Source organism: Stenotrophomonas sp. KH_036_B (genome assembly GCF_057839485.1).
In genome coordinates, this window is the sequence record NZ_CM174491.1 from 2,735,363 (window position 1) to 2,751,479 (window position 16,117).

Below are 16,117 nucleotides of genomic sequence, written 5' to 3' on the forward strand. Positions count from 1 at the left end.
AGCGCATTGTTCAGGCATACACGAGATGGAGAATTTCATGGCCGACCTGATTCCCTTGGCGCAGGCCCATTGCGTGCCGCGCAAGGGCAGCGACCACAAGCTGGGCGAAGCCCGGATCGCCGAGCTGCTGGCCCAGGTGCCCGGCTGGGAGCTGGCCGAACAGGGCCAGGCGCTGACCCGGACCTTCCGGTTCAAGGACTACCACGCCACCATGGCGTTCGTGAACGCCCTTGCCTGGGTGGCTCACCGCGAGGACCACCACCCCGACCTGGGCGTGCATTACGACCGCGCCGTGGTGCGCTTCTCCACCCACGACGTGGGCGGGCTGAGCGAGAACGACTTCATCTGTGCAGCCAAGGCCTCGGCCCTGACGGAGTGATACCCATGAAAATGCCTCACCCAGCCACCCATGCGGTGGCGCTACGCGTCTTGATCGCCAGCGCTGGCGTTGCCGCCCTCGCCAGCTGCAGCGGCCCGTCCGAACCGGCCGCGCCGGTGGCGGCGCCCACCGAGGTGGCGGCGGTGAAGACCCCGCCGCCGGAGTACCCGATCGAACTGGCCTGCCAGGGCATCGGCGGCACCAGCACGTTGAAGGTGGTGATCGGCACCGACGGCGTCCCCAGCGAAGTAACCCTCGCCAACGGCAGCGGCAACGGCGACCTGGATCACCGGGCGATGCACGCGGTGATGGGGTGGCAGTTCAAGGCCGCCACCCGCGCCGGCCAACCGGTCTCCACCACCATCCAGGTGCCGGTGAGCTTCAACCCGCCGCAGCCCAAGCCTGATGAGTGCTTCGCGGTCGAAGAGCGGCTACGCCGGGGCGGCTGAGCCGCGCCGCGCCCTCAAGACCCGCTGCCGCCAGTCTTCCCTTTGCGCGCCCCGACCGGGGCGCGCTGCACAATGACAAGGACACGGTGGCACATGCCGGACATCTCCAATGAAAACGTCTGGGTCGCCCTGCTGGTGACCCTGGCTGCCGGCCTGGCCACCGGCCTGGGCAGCCTGATGGTGTTGTTCTCGCGCCGCCCCAATCCCCGCCTGCTCGCCTTCGGCCTGGCCTTCGCCGGGGGCGCGATGGTGTTCGTGTCGCTGACCGAGATCCTGACCAAGGCGATCGATTCGTTCACCCTCGCCTACGACGCGCGGGTGGGCTACGCCTATGCCATGGCGGCCTTCCTGGGTGGCGTGCTGCTGATCGTGCTGATCGATCACCTCATTCCCAACCCGCACGAGAGCCTGGACAAGCAGGACCCGATGTTCCGCGAGAACAACAAGGCCTACATCAAGCGCGTGGGCCTGTTGACCGCCGTGGCGATCACCGCGCACAACTTCCCGGAGGGCCTGGCCACGTTCTTCGCGATGCTGGAGAGCCCGTCGGTGGGCATGCCACTGGCCTTCGCCATCGCCATCCACAACATTCCCGAAGGCATCGCCATCGCCGTGCCGGTCTATTTCGCCACGCAGAACAAGTTCTATGCCTTCGGCGCCAGCCTGCTGTCGGGGTTGGCCGAGCCGATCGGTGCCGCCATCGGCTACGTGCTGCTGTCCGGCGTGCTCAACCACGCCACCTTCGGCTGGGTGTTCGGGCTGATCTCGGGGGTGATGGTGTTCCTGGCGCTGGATGAACTGCTGCCGGCGGCCAAGCGCTACGCCAAGGGGCACGAGACCGTGTACGGCCTGGTGGCCGGCATGGCCACCCTGGCGATCAGCCTGGTGTTGTTCAAATGGTGATTGGCCACTCGCTCTCGATCCCGATGACCCCATATCCCTTCTGGGGAAATCGTTCATATGTCCCGAACCCAATGGGCACGTAACGGTTCGTAGATCCACGCCCTGCGTGGAGACCGCGCGCAGCGCGGCCCATGCGACCGGAGACCGTTGTGCAACCGGTCGCGATCAGGCGTCCGGGTGTGTAAACAGAACGAAACCGCGTATCAGGCGCCATGGACGCCTGACGGACGTCTTCGGTTGGTTCACACGCGGGAAAATCACCGTACCCCATGGGTTACGTGCTCCGGACGCTTGAGCCGGGCTTCGCGCGGTGTCCACGCAGGGCGCGGACCTACGCATTGCTACGTCACGTTCGAAGTTCCCGCCCCCTCACCCCAACCGGTTCAACACCTCGACCAGCTCGTCGGCCAGCGGTGCGTTGAGCAGATACGGGGTCTTGCCGGCGTCCAGCGAGAACTCCAGCGAGGCGGCGTGCAGGAACAGGCGTTTCAGCCCGATCTGGTCACGAAGCCGCTTGTTGACGTCCGGATCGCCGTACTTGTCGTCTCCGGCTACCGGGTGCCCGAGGTGCTGGGCATGCACGCGGATCTGGTGGGTGCGGCCCGTCTCGATGCGCACCTCGCAGTAGGAATGGCCACCGCGGCGCTCCAGCACCTTGAAGTGGCTGATCGATTCCTTGCCGATCGCATTGACCTGCACATGGCGCTCCCCGCCCTGGCGCAGGCCCACGTGCAGCGGGGCGTCCACGGTCATGGTGCCATCGGGCATGCGCCCCACCAGCAGGGTCAGGTAGCGCTTGCGGATGCCCGCGCCATGGTCTTCACGCAGCAGCGCCTGCAGCTCGCTCAGCGCCGAGCGCTTCTTGGCCACGATCAGCAGGCCCGAGGTATCCCGGTCCAGCCGATGCACCAGCTCCAGCGTCTTGCCCGGGCGCAGCGCGCGCAGGGTCTCGATGGCGCCGAAACTGATGCCGCTGCCACCGTGGCTGGCCACGCCCGAGGGCTTGTTGAGGGCCAACAGGCGCTCATCTTCGTAGACGATGGCGTCTTCGAGCCGCTTCATGAAGGATGCCGGCGGGCCGGCCTTGTCTCCTTCCTCAGTGAGACGGACGGGTGGCACGCGGACTTCATCGCCCTCGACGAGCTTGCGCTCGGCCTTGGCGCGCCCGCCGTTCACGCGGACCTGGCCGCTGCGGACGAGCTTGTAGACCAGACTGCGCGGCGCACCCTTCAGCTGGCCGAGGAGGAAGTTGTCCAGGCGTTGCCCGGCGCGGTCGGCCGGGACAGTCAGGAGACGGACGCTGGTCTTGCCTTCAGCGGGTTTGGGGGACGGCACGGTATCGGTCATTGGCCTTTTATTCTGTTACACTCGGCGGGCGAGATAAGGGATTGATTTCGTTGGAAGTTGCTGTGGGCCAGAAGCCCGGCTTCCCTCGATTCCGGCACAGTGCGCAGCCACCGCCCCCGGGGCGGCCATGTTAGCGGCTCACCGGCGGTCCCGGCCATCGCCGGATGCCTGACAAGCGTCTGCGCTGAAAAAATGTCCCTGTGGCGCTCCAGCCTGGCTGACAGCTGCCTCCGGCCCGCAACACCCAAACCAACACATAAAGAAGCGCTCCCGCGGCCTGCCGTGGTGTCGTAGCGCTGGAAACCCAAGCCGCCCTCCCCGCGCATGCGCGATGGGCGTCGAAGCGTGACCAGAAGCGAAACCCCATGGCGTTCCGCGCGGTAGCAGCGCGCGAGGAACGCAATATGAAGCGAATGCTGATCAATGCCACGCAGGCTGAAGAGCTGCGGGTAGCCATCGTGGATGGCCAGACGCTGTACGACATCGACATCGAACAGCCGTCCAAGGAACAGAAGAAGTCGAACATCTACAAGGGCCGCATCACGCGCCTTGAGCCTTCGCTGGAAGCGGCCTTCGTCGAGTACGGTGGCGAGCGCCATGGCTTCCTGCCGCTGAAGGAAATCTCCCGCGATTACTTCCAGGCCGGGGTCGACCACAACAAGGCCGGCATCCGCGAACTGCTGCGTGAAGGCCAGGAAGTCGTGGTCCAGGTCGACAAGGAAGAGCGTGGCAACAAGGGCGCCGCCCTGACCACGTTCATCTCCCTGGCCGGCCGCTACATGGTGCTGATGCCGAACTCGCCCACCGCCGGTGGCGTGTCGCGTCGCATCGAGGGCGAAGACCGCGCCGCGCTGAAGGAAGCGCTGGACAAGCTGAACATCCCCGACGACATGGGCGTGATCATCCGCACCGCCGGCGTCGGCCGCGATGCCGAAGAACTGCAGTGGGACCTGGATTACCTGCTGCAGGTCTGGAAGTCCATCGCCGAAGCCGCGCTGACCAAGCCGGCCCCGTTCCTGATCTACCAGGAATCGCGCCTGATCGTGCGCGCCCTGCGTGACTACCTGCGCGCCGATGTGGGCGAGATCCTGGTGGACACCCAGGAGCTGTACGACACCGCCCGCGAGTTCATGCAGCAGGTGATGCCGCAGACCCTGCGCAAGCTCAAGCACTACACCGACGACATCCCGCTGTTCAACCGCTTCCAGATCGAATCGCAGATCGAAGGCGCGTACGAGCGCAACGTGCGCCTGCCGTCCGGCGGCTCGATCGTGGTCGACCAGACCGAAGCCCTGACCGCCATCGACGTGAACTCCTCGCGCGCCACCAAGGGCAGCGACATCGAGGACACCGCGTTCCAGACCAACCTGGAAGCGGCCGAGGAAGTGGCCCGCCAGCTGCGCCTGCGCGACCTGGGCGGCCTGGTGGTCATCGACTTCATCGACATGTCCTCCAACAAGCACCAGCGCGAAGTCGAGAACCGCCTGCAGAACGCACTCAAGTACGACCGTGCGCGCGTGCAGCTGGGTCGCATCTCGCGCTTCGGCCTGATGGAAATGAGCCGCCAGCGCCTGCGCCCGAGCCTGGGCGAATCCAGCCAGATCGTCTGCCCGCGCTGCGACGGCCACGGCCGCATGCGCAGCGTTGAATCGCTGTCGCTGTCCATCATCCGCGTGGCCGAAGAGCATGCGATGAAGGAGAACACCGGGCAGGTGCTGGTCCAGGCCCCGGTCGAGATCGCCAACTACCTGCTCAACGAGAAGCGCAGCGCCCTGCGCGAGATCGAGCAGCGCCACGACGCGCCGATCGTGATCGTCGCCGACGAGCAGCTGCACACCCCGCATTACGAAGTGACCCGCCTGCGTGAGAACGAGCTGGGCGACGAAAGCGGCAAGCCCAGCTACCAGCGCGGCACCCCGCGCAAGCTGCCGGTGCATGCCCTGACCAAGGCCCAGCTGAACATTCCGGTCGCCCCGGCGGTGACCAACGTCAAGCACAGCTCCCCGGCGCCCGTCCGCGAAGTGGCCGAACCGGTGGCCGCACCGGCGCCGGTGGCACCCGCCCCGGTGGTCGCTCCGGCCGCCACCGGCGTGGTGGGCTGGCTCAAGCGCATCTTCGGTGGCGAGCCTGCCCCGGCCACCGCACCGCAGCCGGGCAACCGCCCGGCCCAGGACGGCAGCCGCAACGGCCGCAACAAGGACCGCAACGGCAAGGACCGCAACGGTCGCCGCGATGAGCGTGGCGAACGCGGTGGCAACGGCCAGGCGCAGGGTCAGGGCCGCAACAAGGACCGCCGTGAGGGCGAACGCGCCGGCAAGGGCGAGCGCCGCGAGGAGCGTCGCCCCGACGTGGCCGCACAGGCCGCGGCACCCGCCGCTGGCCAGGCCCCGCAGGGCAAGCCGCGCAACGAGCCGCAGCAGCCCAAGGCCCCGCGCAATGAGCAGCAGCCGAAGCTGAACCAGAAGCAGAAGCAGCCGGGTCAGCCGAGGCAGCAGAACGACGGCGACAAGCCGGCGCGCCAGCCGCAGGCCGACGCCGCCAAGCCGCTGCAGACCGGTGCACCGGTTGCCGAGGCAGCGCTGGTGGCTGCCGCCGCCGTGACCGTGGCCGATGCTGCGACCCCTGGCACCGCCGCACCCACCGCCCCGGTGGCAACGCCGGTACCGGCCGATGAGAACCTGACCACCACTGCAGTGGCTGAAGGCGACGCCGCCGAGCACGGCGAAGCGCCGGGCACGGGCGATGACGCCAGCGGCGAAGGCGCCTCGCGCCGTCGTCGTGGCCGTCGCGGTGGCCGTCGTCGTCGTCGTGGCAATGGCGAGCAGGCTGCAGGCAGCGATGGTCTGAACGATGACAGCGGTCTTGACGACGACGCGGACGACCAGGACGGCGAGCAGGACGGTGACACCGCCGCCCACGCCCCGCGCCCGGTGACGGGTAACGGCGAGCCGAACCCCGAGTTCGACTTCGACGACGATGGCGCAGCCCCGGCTGCACCGGCTGCACCGGTCCAGGCCCCGCGCCCGGCCCCGGTGGCCGCCGTTGCCGCCGCCGCGCCGCTGGCCGTGGTCAGCAGCCCGGTCGTGACCGCCGGCCATGCCACCCCGACCCCGGTGGCAACGCCAGCTCCGGCTCCGGCCCCGAAGGCAGAGCCCGAAGCCGAGCGCACTCCGTCGTACACCGACCGCGTGCCGTTCGTGGAGTCGCCGATGCCGGCGGCCCCGCCCAAGCCGGTGGAGGCTGCTCCGCAGGCACCCGTGGCTGAAGCGCCGAAGGCGGTTGAAGCCCCGGTCGTGGTTGAAGCACCGAAGGCCGTCGAAGCACCGATTGTGACCCAGGCACCGAAGGTCATCGAAACGCCGGTTGTCACCGAGGCGCCGAAGGCTGTTGAAGTCCCGGTCGTGGCCCAGGCACCGAAGGCCGTCGAAACCCCGGTCGTCACCGAGGCGCCGAAGGCTGTTGAAGCCCAGGTCGTCACCCAGGCACCGAAGGCCATCGAAACGCCGGTCGTCACCCCGGCCCCGGCCCCGACCGCACCTGCCGCCGTCGAGGCGCCGAAGGCAGCGGACGTGGCTGTCGATGCCCCGGCCGCCGAGCGCACGGGTCCGACCGAAATCGGTCGCCCGGTGCAGACCAGCATGCTGGACGCCGTGGACGCCGTACCGGCCCCGCAGGCCGCGCCGGCACCGGTTGCCCGTGTCGAGGCTGCCGAAGCCGCACCGGTGGTGCAGAACGGCCAGCTGTTCGGCACCGCCGCCAGCGACGCCGCACCGACCGATGCCGCCGCACAGGCCGCGCATGCCGAAGCCCGCGAAGACATCCCAACCGATGTCGCCAAGGCCGACGATGCCGACAAGCAGGACCCGGAAAAGACCGACAAGGCCTGATCCTGTTCCAGCGGTATGCGTAAACACAAACAGCGGCCTTCGGGCCGCTGTCTGTTTTTGGGTGGCATTCAAAGCTAGGGAGCCTTGGTCTGCCAATACGCGTGTTTAGGGCCGGCGGCGGTGGGTTTGCGGGGGACGCCGTGAACCCATCCATGGGGGCTTGGTCGCGGCATCCATGCCGCTCACACCCCCGCAAACCCACCCCCGCCGACCCTTTGACAGTTAGCTGGGGGCCATCGGCGAGCAAGAGCAGCCACGCATGGCGTGGCTCTACGCGTTGGCGTAGGCGTTTACGGGGCGAACTGCAGCCGTGTCCATACCCCGTAATGGTCCGAGGCCCAGCGGCCTTCGGCGTAGGGCTGGTCGAACAGGATGCGCGCTTCGCGGGCAAGCAGCTTGTCCTGCTGGAAGAAGATGTGGTCGATGCGCGAGGGCGCGTCATAGTAGTGGCGGTTCAACGTACTGATCTGCGCCAGCTCGTTGTTCACATGCACGCTGCCAAAACTGTCGCCGTAGCGCTGGCGCAACGCGCTCAGATCGCCTGCGTCCACCAGTGCGTTGAAATCCCCGGCGATCACCACCGGCGCATCGCCCGACGTGGTCGCGATGAACTTCAACAGGTCTGCCACCTGTTCACTGCGGGTCCGGCTGCCGCGCTCATCGGAGCGTTCGTTGAGGTGGGTGGCGTAGATGTTCACCGCCTGGCCCTCCACATCGATGCGCAGGTGCGCCACCGTCCGGTAGTCCGTGAGCGGTGCCAGCAGGTGCTCGCCACGCGCCAGCACCGGGCGCCGGGTCAGCAGCGCGTTGCCGTAGCGCTTGAAACGGCCCGGCGGATCGGTGGACACGAACGCGTAGTCGTACCCCAGCTTGCCCGCCAGCCACGCTGCCTGGTTGCGCACGTAAGGCTTCTGTATCACCTCCTGCAGCGCGATCGCATCCGGCTGCAGCGCCTGCAGCTCGCGCAGGATCACCTTGCGCCGCTGCGGCCAATCCTCGCGGTCGTGGTGCAGGTTGAAGGTCACCATGCTCATGCCCGGCGAGCCCGTGTCGGCGGCACGTGCGGGCGATGCCGCCAGCACACAGGCCAGCAGCGCCGTCGCAAGCGCGGTCAGCGACCCGCGCCCGCTCATGGCGCCTTGCGTTCGGCGCGGCGCACCGAGGCCGGAATCTGCACTTCGACCGTGGCCGGCACGCGCGCGATGCGCAGCTCGCCGTTCACCCACTGCGCCGGCTCACCGTCGATGGTGGTGTCGCCGGGGTCACCGCTGTACGGCCAGGGCAATACCACCCCGCCCGGCGGCGACATCAGCCCCGGTGCCACCTGCAGGGTCAGCACCTTGTCGCTGCGGCTGAGCGTGTAGCTCAGTTGCCCCTGCGGCGTGCGCAGCCCTTTCACCGCGATGCCCTGCCCTTCCAGCCAACGGCTGGGCACGCCGGCCGCCAGCACCAGGCTGTCGTCCACGTCGCGGTTGTAGGCGAACATGTCCAGCGCCGAACGCACGAAGTCCGACGCCACCCAGGCATGCGGCAGGTCGCCCACGAAGAACGGTTTGCGCGGCGTGTGCGAGACCACCTCGGCCCACTGGTTCCAGGCCTGCGGCGCGCGGTCCTTGAAGAAGAACTCGGTGGCCTGCCAGGCGCGATCGCGCCAGCCCAGGCGCACGAACGCGGCCACGTTGCGCCACTCGTAGGGCGTGTAGTCCTTCCACTCGCGCTTGCCGTCGCGGCGTTCCACGAACTGCGTCCAATAGCGTTCGAACGTGTTGTCCAGGTACGGTTGCGGCAACCGGCCCTGCTCACCGGCCGGGGCCAGCGCGATGGTGGTGGAGGTGGCGTCGAAGTCGCCCAGCTCCGCCGAACCCGGCAGGTAGTCGATCTTGTGCAGCGCCGTGGCCGCCAGCAGCGAGGCCTGCAGGTCGTCACGGAACTGGTCGCGCGATTCACTCATCTGCATCGCCTCCACCTTGCCCAGCGTGCTGGCGATGATGGCCGCGTCCTTGTACCCACGCAGCGCCCAGAAGTTGTCCCAGTACGAATGCATCGGCTTGGCCGAATAGCCTTCGTGGCTGATCGACACCGGCATCATCCCGTAGAACGCCGGGTTGCGCGCCCGGTTCTCCTCGGTGCGCTCGCTGAGGCGCAGCTGTTCCATGTATTGGTAGGCGCCCTGCACGTGCGGCCACATCAGTTCCAGGAAGGTGCTGTCACCGGTGTAGCGCCAGTATTCGGCAATGTTGAAGATCAGCTCGCCATGGCTGTCGTTCTCCGGCACCGGGTCGGCACCGCGCGGGTCAACGCAGCACGGCACCTTGCCGTTGTCGAACTGGTACGGCGCGTACCAGTTCACGTATTCGCGCACCGCGTCGCTGCGGCCCATGCGCAACAGGCCTTCGGAAATCATCGCCCCGTCGCGGATCCAGCTGCGCGAATACGACCGCGTGCCCGGCTGCAGGCTGGGGCCGATCCGCGAGATCAGCATGTGCGCCAGCGCCGTGCGCAGCGTGTCGGCCAGCGGCTTGCCGGCCGCCGGCACCTGCAGCGTCACCTGGTCCAGCTTGGTGCGCCACATCGACGCGACCTGCTGTTGTGCCTTGCCGGCATCGAAGTCCTTCGGCGTGGTCCACTGCCCCGTCTGCGGCAGCACGATGGCCACCTCGCGGCTCTGGCCCGGCTCCAGCCGCCAGCGGTACAGCAACGCGCCAGAGGCCAGGCCGGTGGGATCGCGGACCTCGGTGGCCGTGGGCAGCGTGCCGCTGGCCAGGTGCACCACCTCCAGCTTGCCATCGAACGGCGTGGCGAACGCCGCATCCGGTGCCTGTACCGGGTACAGCCGCGGCGCACCGTTGACCTCGACCTGGCCCGGCGCGATGTCCAGCGTGTCGATCCGGCTCACGCCGCCCACCGTGTTGAGGAACTGCCGCGGCGGGTTGACCTGCCAGGGGCGAACGGCCAGCGCCAGCGTGTAGTCGTGGGCGACCTTGTCCGGGTTGCGCAGCGTGTAGCGGCCCACCAGCTGCGCCTTGTCCGGCGTGCCCTGGACGAAACCGGTGACCTGCAGCGCCGCCTTGGCATGGCGCCAGTCCACGCTGGCGATCGGCAGGTAGTCGTCCTGCAGCGACTGGCGGCTCTCCACGTCGGCCCAGCTCAGCACCTTCTTGTCGACCAGCACGAACGGTTCAACGCTGAAACTGGCCTTGGCCACTTCCAGCGCCCCGTCCTCGCCGATCAACGCCTGCTCGCGGCCACCGTCCAGGCCCAGCAGGGTCCAGTACGGCTGCTCGCCGCTGAAGCCGCGCGGCACGAAACCGCGGGTCAGGTCGGCACCGACCGACGTGACGAATTCATTGGGGGTCTCGGCGAAATCCAGCGGCTTGATCGAAATGTCGCGGATGCCGTAGCGCCAGCTGCGCCCGGCCTGCAGGTCGAACCGCAGGTAGCGGGCCTCGGTATCGGGCAACGCCAGCCAGTCGCGGTCGCCACCGCCGCCGGCGGTGATCTCGCGCAGCATGCGCCAGTTGCGCCCGTCCCCGGACGCGCGCACCACGTACCGCGTGGCCTCCAGCCCCGGCAGCCACTGGATGACCGCGCCGCCGAACTCACGCACCTTGTGCAGGTCCAGGCTGATGGTCTGGTCGGGCACCCCGCCGCTGATCCACACCGTGTCCGGCTTGCCGTCGGCGATGCGGCTCTGCAGCGCCGTGGCGGTATCGGCGATCACCGACGGTGCCAGCGCGGACGTATCGGCCGGCGGCAGTGCCTGCAGGGTCAGCCGGTCGAAGCACACCGTGCCGCGCCCGCCCACCTTGTTGTAGATGGTGAACTCCACCGCCGCGCTCTTACGCAGCGTGGTGTCCGCATCCGGTCCCCAGGCCTTGTCGATCTGGCGCTGGCGGTACTGCACCGGTGTCCATGTCTTGGGGAACGTGTAGCCGGGCCGGTTCACCCACCACACGTTGTCGCCGCTGGCATCGATGAGCTTGAACTGCAGGTCGTTGCCCGGCGAGTCGCCGCGCAGCTGGAAGCCGATCTGGTAGTTCTCCGGATAGGCGATGGGCAGATCGCGGCGGATGCCGACGTAGCCGGAGACCTCGTGGAAGTCGTAATCCACGCACAGCGCGCGCCCGCCATTGGCACCGGCCACGCTGCGCAGTGAACCGCTGACCTGGTCGGACACCACGAGCTTCCAGGGCGACATGTCGTCGAAGCTGTCCAGGACCTTCGGCGCCGGCGGCGGCGCCGGAGGTGCGGCCGTTGCCGCCAGCGACCAGACCACACTCAGACCCAGAACCCCCGCGACGACGGCACGCTTCACCCTTTGACACTCCCCAGCAGAAGACCTTGGATGTAATAGCGCTGCAGCACCAGGAACAGGGCCAGCACCGGAACCACCGTGACCACCGCGCCGGCCATCATCATTTCCACGTCCATGATGTGTTCGCGCGACAACGTAGCCAGGGCAACAGGCAAAGTGTAGTGCTCCTGGTCGGTCAGCACGATCAGCGGCCACATGAAATCGTTCCAGGCGCCCATGAAGGTGAAGATCGACAGCGTCACCAGCACCGGCTTGAGCATGGGCAGCACGATCTGGAAGAAGATCCGCAGCTCCCCTGCCCCGTCGATGCGCGCCGCTTCCAGCAGCTCATCGGGAATGGAGCGCGCGTACTGGCGCACCAGGAAGATGCCGAACACGCTGGCCAGCGCCGGCACGATCACCCCGCCGAAACTGTTGACCAGGCCCAGCTGCTTCATCAGCAGGAACAGCGGCAGCATGGCCACCTGCGCCGGGATCACCAGCGCGGCCAGCAGCACCTGGAAGATGCGTTCGCGGCCGACGAAGCGCAGCTTGGCGAAGGCATAACCGGCCATGGTGTTGAGCAGCAGCGAGCCCAGCGTGATCGCCAGCGAGACGAACAGGCTGTTGACGAAGTTGTTGCCCATCCCGGTACGCGCGAACAGCTCGTGGTAGTTGTTGGTGGTCACCGACGAGGGCAGCAGCGGCGGCGGGAAATGCGCCGCCTCGCCGGTCGGCATGAACGACACCGACAGCATCCACAGCAGCGGTGCCAGGCTGACCGCCGCCAGCACCAGCAACCCGCCATTCACCCACCACGCATGCCAGCGCGACTGGCCAATCTCACGACTCATACCAACTGCCTCTTGCGGCCGAAACGCAGCATGATGCTGGTGACGGCCAGGATGATCAGGAACAGCAGGAACGCCACCGCCGACGCGCGGCCCAGGTTCCACCACTTGAAGCCTTCCTCGAACATGAAGTACAGCACGCTCACGGTGCTCTGCAGTGGGTCGCCGCGGGTCATCACGTAGGGCTCGGCGAACAGCTGGAAGTAGCCGGACACGGTGATCACCCCGACCACCAGCAGCACCGGGCCGAGCATCGGCAGGGTGATGTGCAGGAACTGCTTCCAGCGCGACGCGCCGTCGATGCGCGCGGCCTCGTACAGGTCATGCGGGATCGCCTGCAGACCGGCCAGGAAGATCACCATGTTGTAGCCGAAGTTCTTCCACACCGCGAACAGCATGATGGTCGGCATGGCCCAGTTGGGATCGCCCAGCCAGTCGATCGGGCTGATCCCCAGGTGGCCCAGCCCGTAGTTCACCAGGCCGTAGCTGGTATGGAACAGATAACGCCAGATCACCGCCACCGCCACCAGCGTGGTCACCACCGGGGCGAACAGCGCGGTGCGGAACAGGGCCTTGAAGCGCGCGGCCGGGGCATTGAGCAGCATGGCCGCGCCCAGCGATACGCCGATGGACATCGGCACCCCGACCACCACGAAGTACGTGGTGTTCCACAGCGACTTCCAGAACATCGGGGTCTGCAGCAGGTCGATGTAGTTGCCCAGCCCGACGAAGCGCAGGTTGCCCCCGTCGGCCAGGGCATACAGGTCGAAATCGGTGATGCTCAGCGCCAGCGCCGACGCCACCGGCAGGCCGAAGAACACGCCGATGACCAACAGGGACGGCCCGGCGAAGATCCAGCCGGCAAGCGAACGCTGCTTCACGGGCTCACCTCCGCCGCCGGGGCCGCAGGCGCGTCGGCCTGCGTGCGCTGTTCATGCATCCAGCGGCGTTTGGCCAGCACCTTGTCCACGCGGTCATCCAATCGATTCACAGCCACATCCTGATCCAGCCCACCGCGTACCACCTGTTCGGTGACGATGCGCATTTCCTGCACGATACGTTCCCACTCCAGCACCTTCGGGGTCGGTCGCACCCGCTCCAGCTGGTCGCGGAACGGCTGCGCCAGCGGGTCGTTGGCCAGCGAGGGGTACTCCCAGGTGCTGCGCCGCGGCGGCAGGTCACCGATGATGGAATGGAAGCGCTCCTGGATCGCCGGGCGCGACAGGAACTCGATCAGCTTCCAGGACGCTTCCTTCTGCTGCGAGCCGCGGAAGATCACCAGGCTGGTGCCGCCGGCGATGCCCGCACCGGGGCCGTCCGGACCCGGCAGTGCGGCGGTGCCCCACTTGCCTTCCAGCTCCTTGGGCTGCAGCTTCTTGAACTCGCGGATGTTCCAGGGGCCGGACAGATAGAACACGTTGAAGCCCTTGAAGAACTCGTCCCACACGTTGGAGATCTGCGTCTCGGACATGCGCGGTGCCCAGCCCTGGGCGAACATGTTTTCGTAGAACGCCAGCGTGCGGCGGAAGCCGGGGCTGCGGAAGTTGCCACGGGTGTCGTGGTCGCGCAGCAGCGGATCGGGCTGCTGCAGCGCGAACGACAGCTGCTGCTCGAACTCGTTGATCGGCATCAGCACCGCGTAGCGGTCCGGACCCTGCATCTTCTTGATCGCCGCCATCATCGTGTTCCACTCGTCCCACGTGCGCGGCGGGTGGTCGAACCCGGCCTTGGCCAGCAGGTCCTTGCGGTAGTACAGCAGGCGCGTATCGACATACCACGGCACGCCGACCAGCTCGTCATGGATGACGTTGGTGTCCCAGATGCCCTGGAAATAGTCCGCCGGGTCCACCACCTTGGACTGCGCCACGAACGGCTGCAGCGGCGTGAGCGTGTTGAGTTCAGCGAACTCGGGAATCCAGGTGTTGCCCAGCTGGCACACATCCGGCAGCCCGTCGGCCGCGAACGCGGTCAACAGCTTCTCGTGCGCGGCCGTCCACGGGATGTTCTGCACATCGACGTGGATGCCGGGGTTTTCGGCTTCAAATTCGCGGATCAGTCCGCTGACCACTTCGGCTTCGCGGCCCATGGCCCAGAAACGCACGGTCACCCCTTCCGGTTCCTTCCGGCAGGCACTCAACAACAGGCTGCCGGCAATCAGCAGCAGAACACTCACCCACAGCTTGGGGCGCGACGACAATGGCACTGCTTACTTCCCCTGGGGCTGGTTGCGGTTGGTGTTGGAACTGTTCTTCTGTTCCTGCGCGGCGGCCGCGCGCGATTCGGCGATACCGACCGAACGGGCCGACGCGGCTTTCTCGTCTTTCTGCAGTTCCATCGGCTGGTCCTCGCCTTCCGGGGTAAGCCAGCCGCCGTTGAACCCGGCGCGCTCAAGTCCCCGGCGGATGTGCGGGTTGTTCTTCATCGTGTCCCACACGAAATCATTGCGGTAGTTGGCGATCATGGTGAGGATCGGGCCCTGGTCGATGCCGATGTAATCACTGGCCACCCAGCCACGATCAGGCACCATGCGCCCGGTCTTGAGCGGGATGTCGAAGTTGAAGCTGGGGTTGAACGAATCCAGGAAGCCGTAGCTGGAATAGATGTAGTCGCCGTAGCGCTTGTGCATCTCCACCGTGGCCGGGATCACCTCTTCGGGTGCGAACACCACCGAGGCGATCGCAGCGGTCGGGGCGATGGTGCCGTCGTCGAAGTTCTCGCGCAGGCCCGCGCCGCGCGAGGAGTAGTGGCGGAACTGGCGCTGCTCGCCACGGAATTCCTGCGTGGTGTTCTGCGGACCGTCGCTGGCGGTCAGGCCCCACACGTTCTCACCGTAATCCTTCCACTGCATCGGGTTGGCGATGGCGTACTCGCGCTGGGCCAGTGCGGCCGAACGGCTGTTGAGGAAGTAGGTGCTGCCGCGTTCGCGCATGTACGCGTCCTGGATGTCGCGGAAGTCGATCCAGACGTGGGTGTACTGATGGCCGAACAGCGGGCCGAAGGACAGGTATTCCTGGCCCTGGAACACGCCCCAGTCGTTGTCGTAGGTCCGCGTCCACACCGTCCACGCGTCCGGGCTGACCGGGTGCGTGGGCGAGCCAAGGGCGAGGATGTAGACCATCATCGCCTCGTTGTAGCCCATCCAGTCGTGGTCGATGAAGCCGCTCTCGGGGAACCAGCCCATCGAGATCAGCGGCGCACGCTGCTGCAGCCACGGCCAGTCCACGCGCTTGTACAGCGTGTCGGCGATGTCGCGGATCTCCTTCTCGCGCGCATCGTCACCGGTGTAATAGGACTGCGCGAACAGCACGCCCATCATCAGCAGTGCGGTGTCCACGCTGGAAAGTTCCACCCAGCTGTCGTAGCGGCGGCCTTCCTGCATGTCCAGGAAGTGGTAGTAGAAGCCCTTGTAACCACCCTTGCCGGTGCGCTGCGGGCCCATCGGCAGGTCGCGGAAGAACTTCAGTGTCAACAGCGTGCGGTCCACCGCCTGGGTACGGCTGACCCAGCCGTTTTCCACGCCGATCGGATAGGCGGTCAGCGCGTAGCCCACCGAGGCGATGCTGGCGAACGGGCGCGATGGATAGCGGTCCGGGCTGAGCCCGTTCACTTCGTTGGTGGTGTCCCAGAAGAACTGGAAGGTACGGCGTTCGATATCGTCGAACAGCGGCGGCAGTTCCGGCTTCATCGGGCGCGGCGGGACGTCGGCCTCCACCAGGATCACCGGCGGCTTGGGCTTGGCGGGTTTGTCCTCGGCCTGCGGCGTGCACCCCACGACCGCCACGGCCAGTACAGCGAGAGCCAGAACACGACGTGCCTTCATCGACCACCACCTCTTGCGCTTGTTCGTACCGGAGAGCATAGCGTCCCACGGATTGAAACCGTTTACAGACCTGCCGTTAAAAAAATCCGCGTTTTCAGGCGGATCCGATGCCTTCACCACACACGCATCTGTCGATGATCCAACGACACATGCCTGTGCAGTCCGCCGGCCGATCGAGACCGGCAGG

11 protein-coding genes are annotated in these 16,117 nt (G+C 67.1%); 4 read left to right on the forward strand and 7 right to left on the reverse strand.

Translation table 11 applies throughout. From position 1 onward, the window contains the following. Positions 1–37 precede the first annotated feature (37 nt). From AC3ITN_RS12300 to zupT, 3 genes are all read left to right on the forward strand, one after another. The gene (locus AC3ITN_RS12300) at positions 38–379 is read left to right on the forward strand and encodes a 4a-hydroxytetrahydrobiopterin dehydratase (RefSeq protein WP_313346121.1); all 342 of its coding nucleotides are present in this window, start codon (positions 38–40) and stop codon (positions 377–379) included. 11 nt (positions 380–390) lie between these two features. Further along, positions 391–828 (forward strand): energy transducer TonB, encoded by a 438-nt coding sequence (locus AC3ITN_RS12305; RefSeq protein WP_489392924.1) that lies wholly within the window; start codon positions 391–393, stop codon positions 826–828. Between the two features lie 93 nt (positions 829–921). Further along, positions 922–1,731: a zinc transporter ZupT gene (gene zupT / locus AC3ITN_RS12310; RefSeq protein WP_313346115.1), complete on the forward strand. Its 810-nt coding sequence runs from the start codon at positions 922–924 to the stop codon at positions 1,729–1,731. 369 nt (positions 1,732–2,100) lie between these two features. Here zupT and AC3ITN_RS12315 read toward each other — a convergent pair whose 3' ends face one another. Beyond that, entirely contained in the window at positions 2,101–3,078 is a 978-nt protein-coding gene (locus AC3ITN_RS12315) for an RluA family pseudouridine synthase (RefSeq protein WP_489390680.1), read from the reverse strand. 404 nt (positions 3,079–3,482) lie between these two features. On the opposite strand from AC3ITN_RS12315, the gene rne reads away from it, so the two are divergent. Then, on the forward strand, positions 3,483–6,965 hold the full coding sequence (rne, locus tag AC3ITN_RS12320; protein ID WP_489390681.1) for a ribonuclease E: 3,483 nt from the start codon (positions 3,483–3,485) through the stop codon (positions 6,963–6,965). Positions 6,966–7,255: 290 nt separating this feature from the next. Here rne and AC3ITN_RS12325 read toward each other — a convergent pair whose 3' ends face one another. Genes AC3ITN_RS12325 through AC3ITN_RS12350 form a run of 6 tightly spaced genes read right to left on the reverse strand, consistent with a single transcriptional unit; the run spans position 7,256 to position 15,930 of the window. Next, entirely contained in the window at positions 7,256–8,098 is an 843-nt protein-coding gene (locus tag AC3ITN_RS12325) for an endonuclease/exonuclease/phosphatase family protein (protein ID WP_489390682.1), read from the reverse strand. Then, positions 8,095–11,229 carry a discoidin domain-containing protein gene (locus tag AC3ITN_RS12330; RefSeq protein WP_489392925.1) on the reverse strand — a complete coding sequence of 1,045 codons (3,135 nt, stop codon included), beginning with the start codon at positions 11,227–11,229 and terminating at the stop codon, positions 8,095–8,097. The genes AC3ITN_RS12325 and AC3ITN_RS12330 overlap by 4 nt, the downstream gene beginning before the upstream one ends. 47 nt (positions 11,230–11,276) lie before the next feature. Next, the gene (locus AC3ITN_RS12335) at positions 11,277–12,113 is read right to left on the reverse strand and encodes a carbohydrate ABC transporter permease (protein WP_421570268.1); all 837 of its coding nucleotides are present in this window, start codon (positions 12,111–12,113) and stop codon (positions 11,277–11,279) included. Beyond that, positions 12,110–12,991, reverse strand: a complete 882-nt coding sequence (locus tag AC3ITN_RS12340) for a carbohydrate ABC transporter permease (protein WP_313346100.1) — start codon at positions 12,989–12,991, stop codon at positions 12,110–12,112. Before AC3ITN_RS12340 ends, AC3ITN_RS12335 begins: the two co-directional genes overlap by 4 nt. After that, entirely contained in the window at positions 12,988–14,289 is a 1,302-nt protein-coding gene (locus tag AC3ITN_RS12345; RefSeq protein ID WP_489392926.1) for a sugar ABC transporter substrate-binding protein, read from the reverse strand. The genes AC3ITN_RS12340 and AC3ITN_RS12345 overlap by 4 nt, the downstream gene beginning before the upstream one ends. A 27-nt stretch (positions 14,290–14,316) precedes the next feature. Next, complete coding sequence (locus tag AC3ITN_RS12350) at positions 14,317–15,930, reverse strand: glucoamylase family protein (RefSeq protein WP_313346097.1); 1,614 nt, start codon at positions 15,928–15,930, stop codon at positions 14,317–14,319. Positions 15,931–16,117: the final 187 nt, after the last annotated feature.

Bases quoted from the DNA above. Each gene is read 5' to 3' on its own strand.
- AC3ITN_RS12335 (WP_421570268.1), bottom strand. From the start codon at position 12,113: ATGAGTCGTGAGATTGGCCAGTCGCGCTGGCATGCGTGGTGGGTGAAT.
- AC3ITN_RS12305 (WP_489392924.1), top strand. From the start codon at position 391: ATGCCTCACCCAGCCACCCATGCGGTGGCGCTACGCGTCTTGATCGCC.
- zupT (WP_313346115.1), top strand. From the start codon at position 922: ATGCCGGACATCTCCAATGAAAACGTCTGGGTCGCCCTGCTGGTGACC.
- AC3ITN_RS12315 (WP_489390680.1), bottom strand. From the start codon at position 3,078: ATGACCGATACCGTGCCGTCCCCCAAACCCGCTGAAGGCAAGACCAGC.
- AC3ITN_RS12300 (WP_313346121.1), top strand. From the start codon at position 38: ATGGCCGACCTGATTCCCTTGGCGCAGGCCCATTGCGTGCCGCGCAAG.
- AC3ITN_RS12325 (WP_489390682.1), bottom strand. From the start codon at position 8,098: ATGAGCGGGCGCGGGTCGCTGACCGCGCTTGCGACGGCGCTGCTGGCC.
- rne (WP_489390681.1), top strand. From the start codon at position 3,483: ATGAAGCGAATGCTGATCAATGCCACGCAGGCTGAAGAGCTGCGGGTA.
- AC3ITN_RS12350 (WP_313346097.1), bottom strand. From the start codon at position 15,930: ATGAAGGCACGTCGTGTTCTGGCTCTCGCTGTACTGGCCGTGGCGGTC.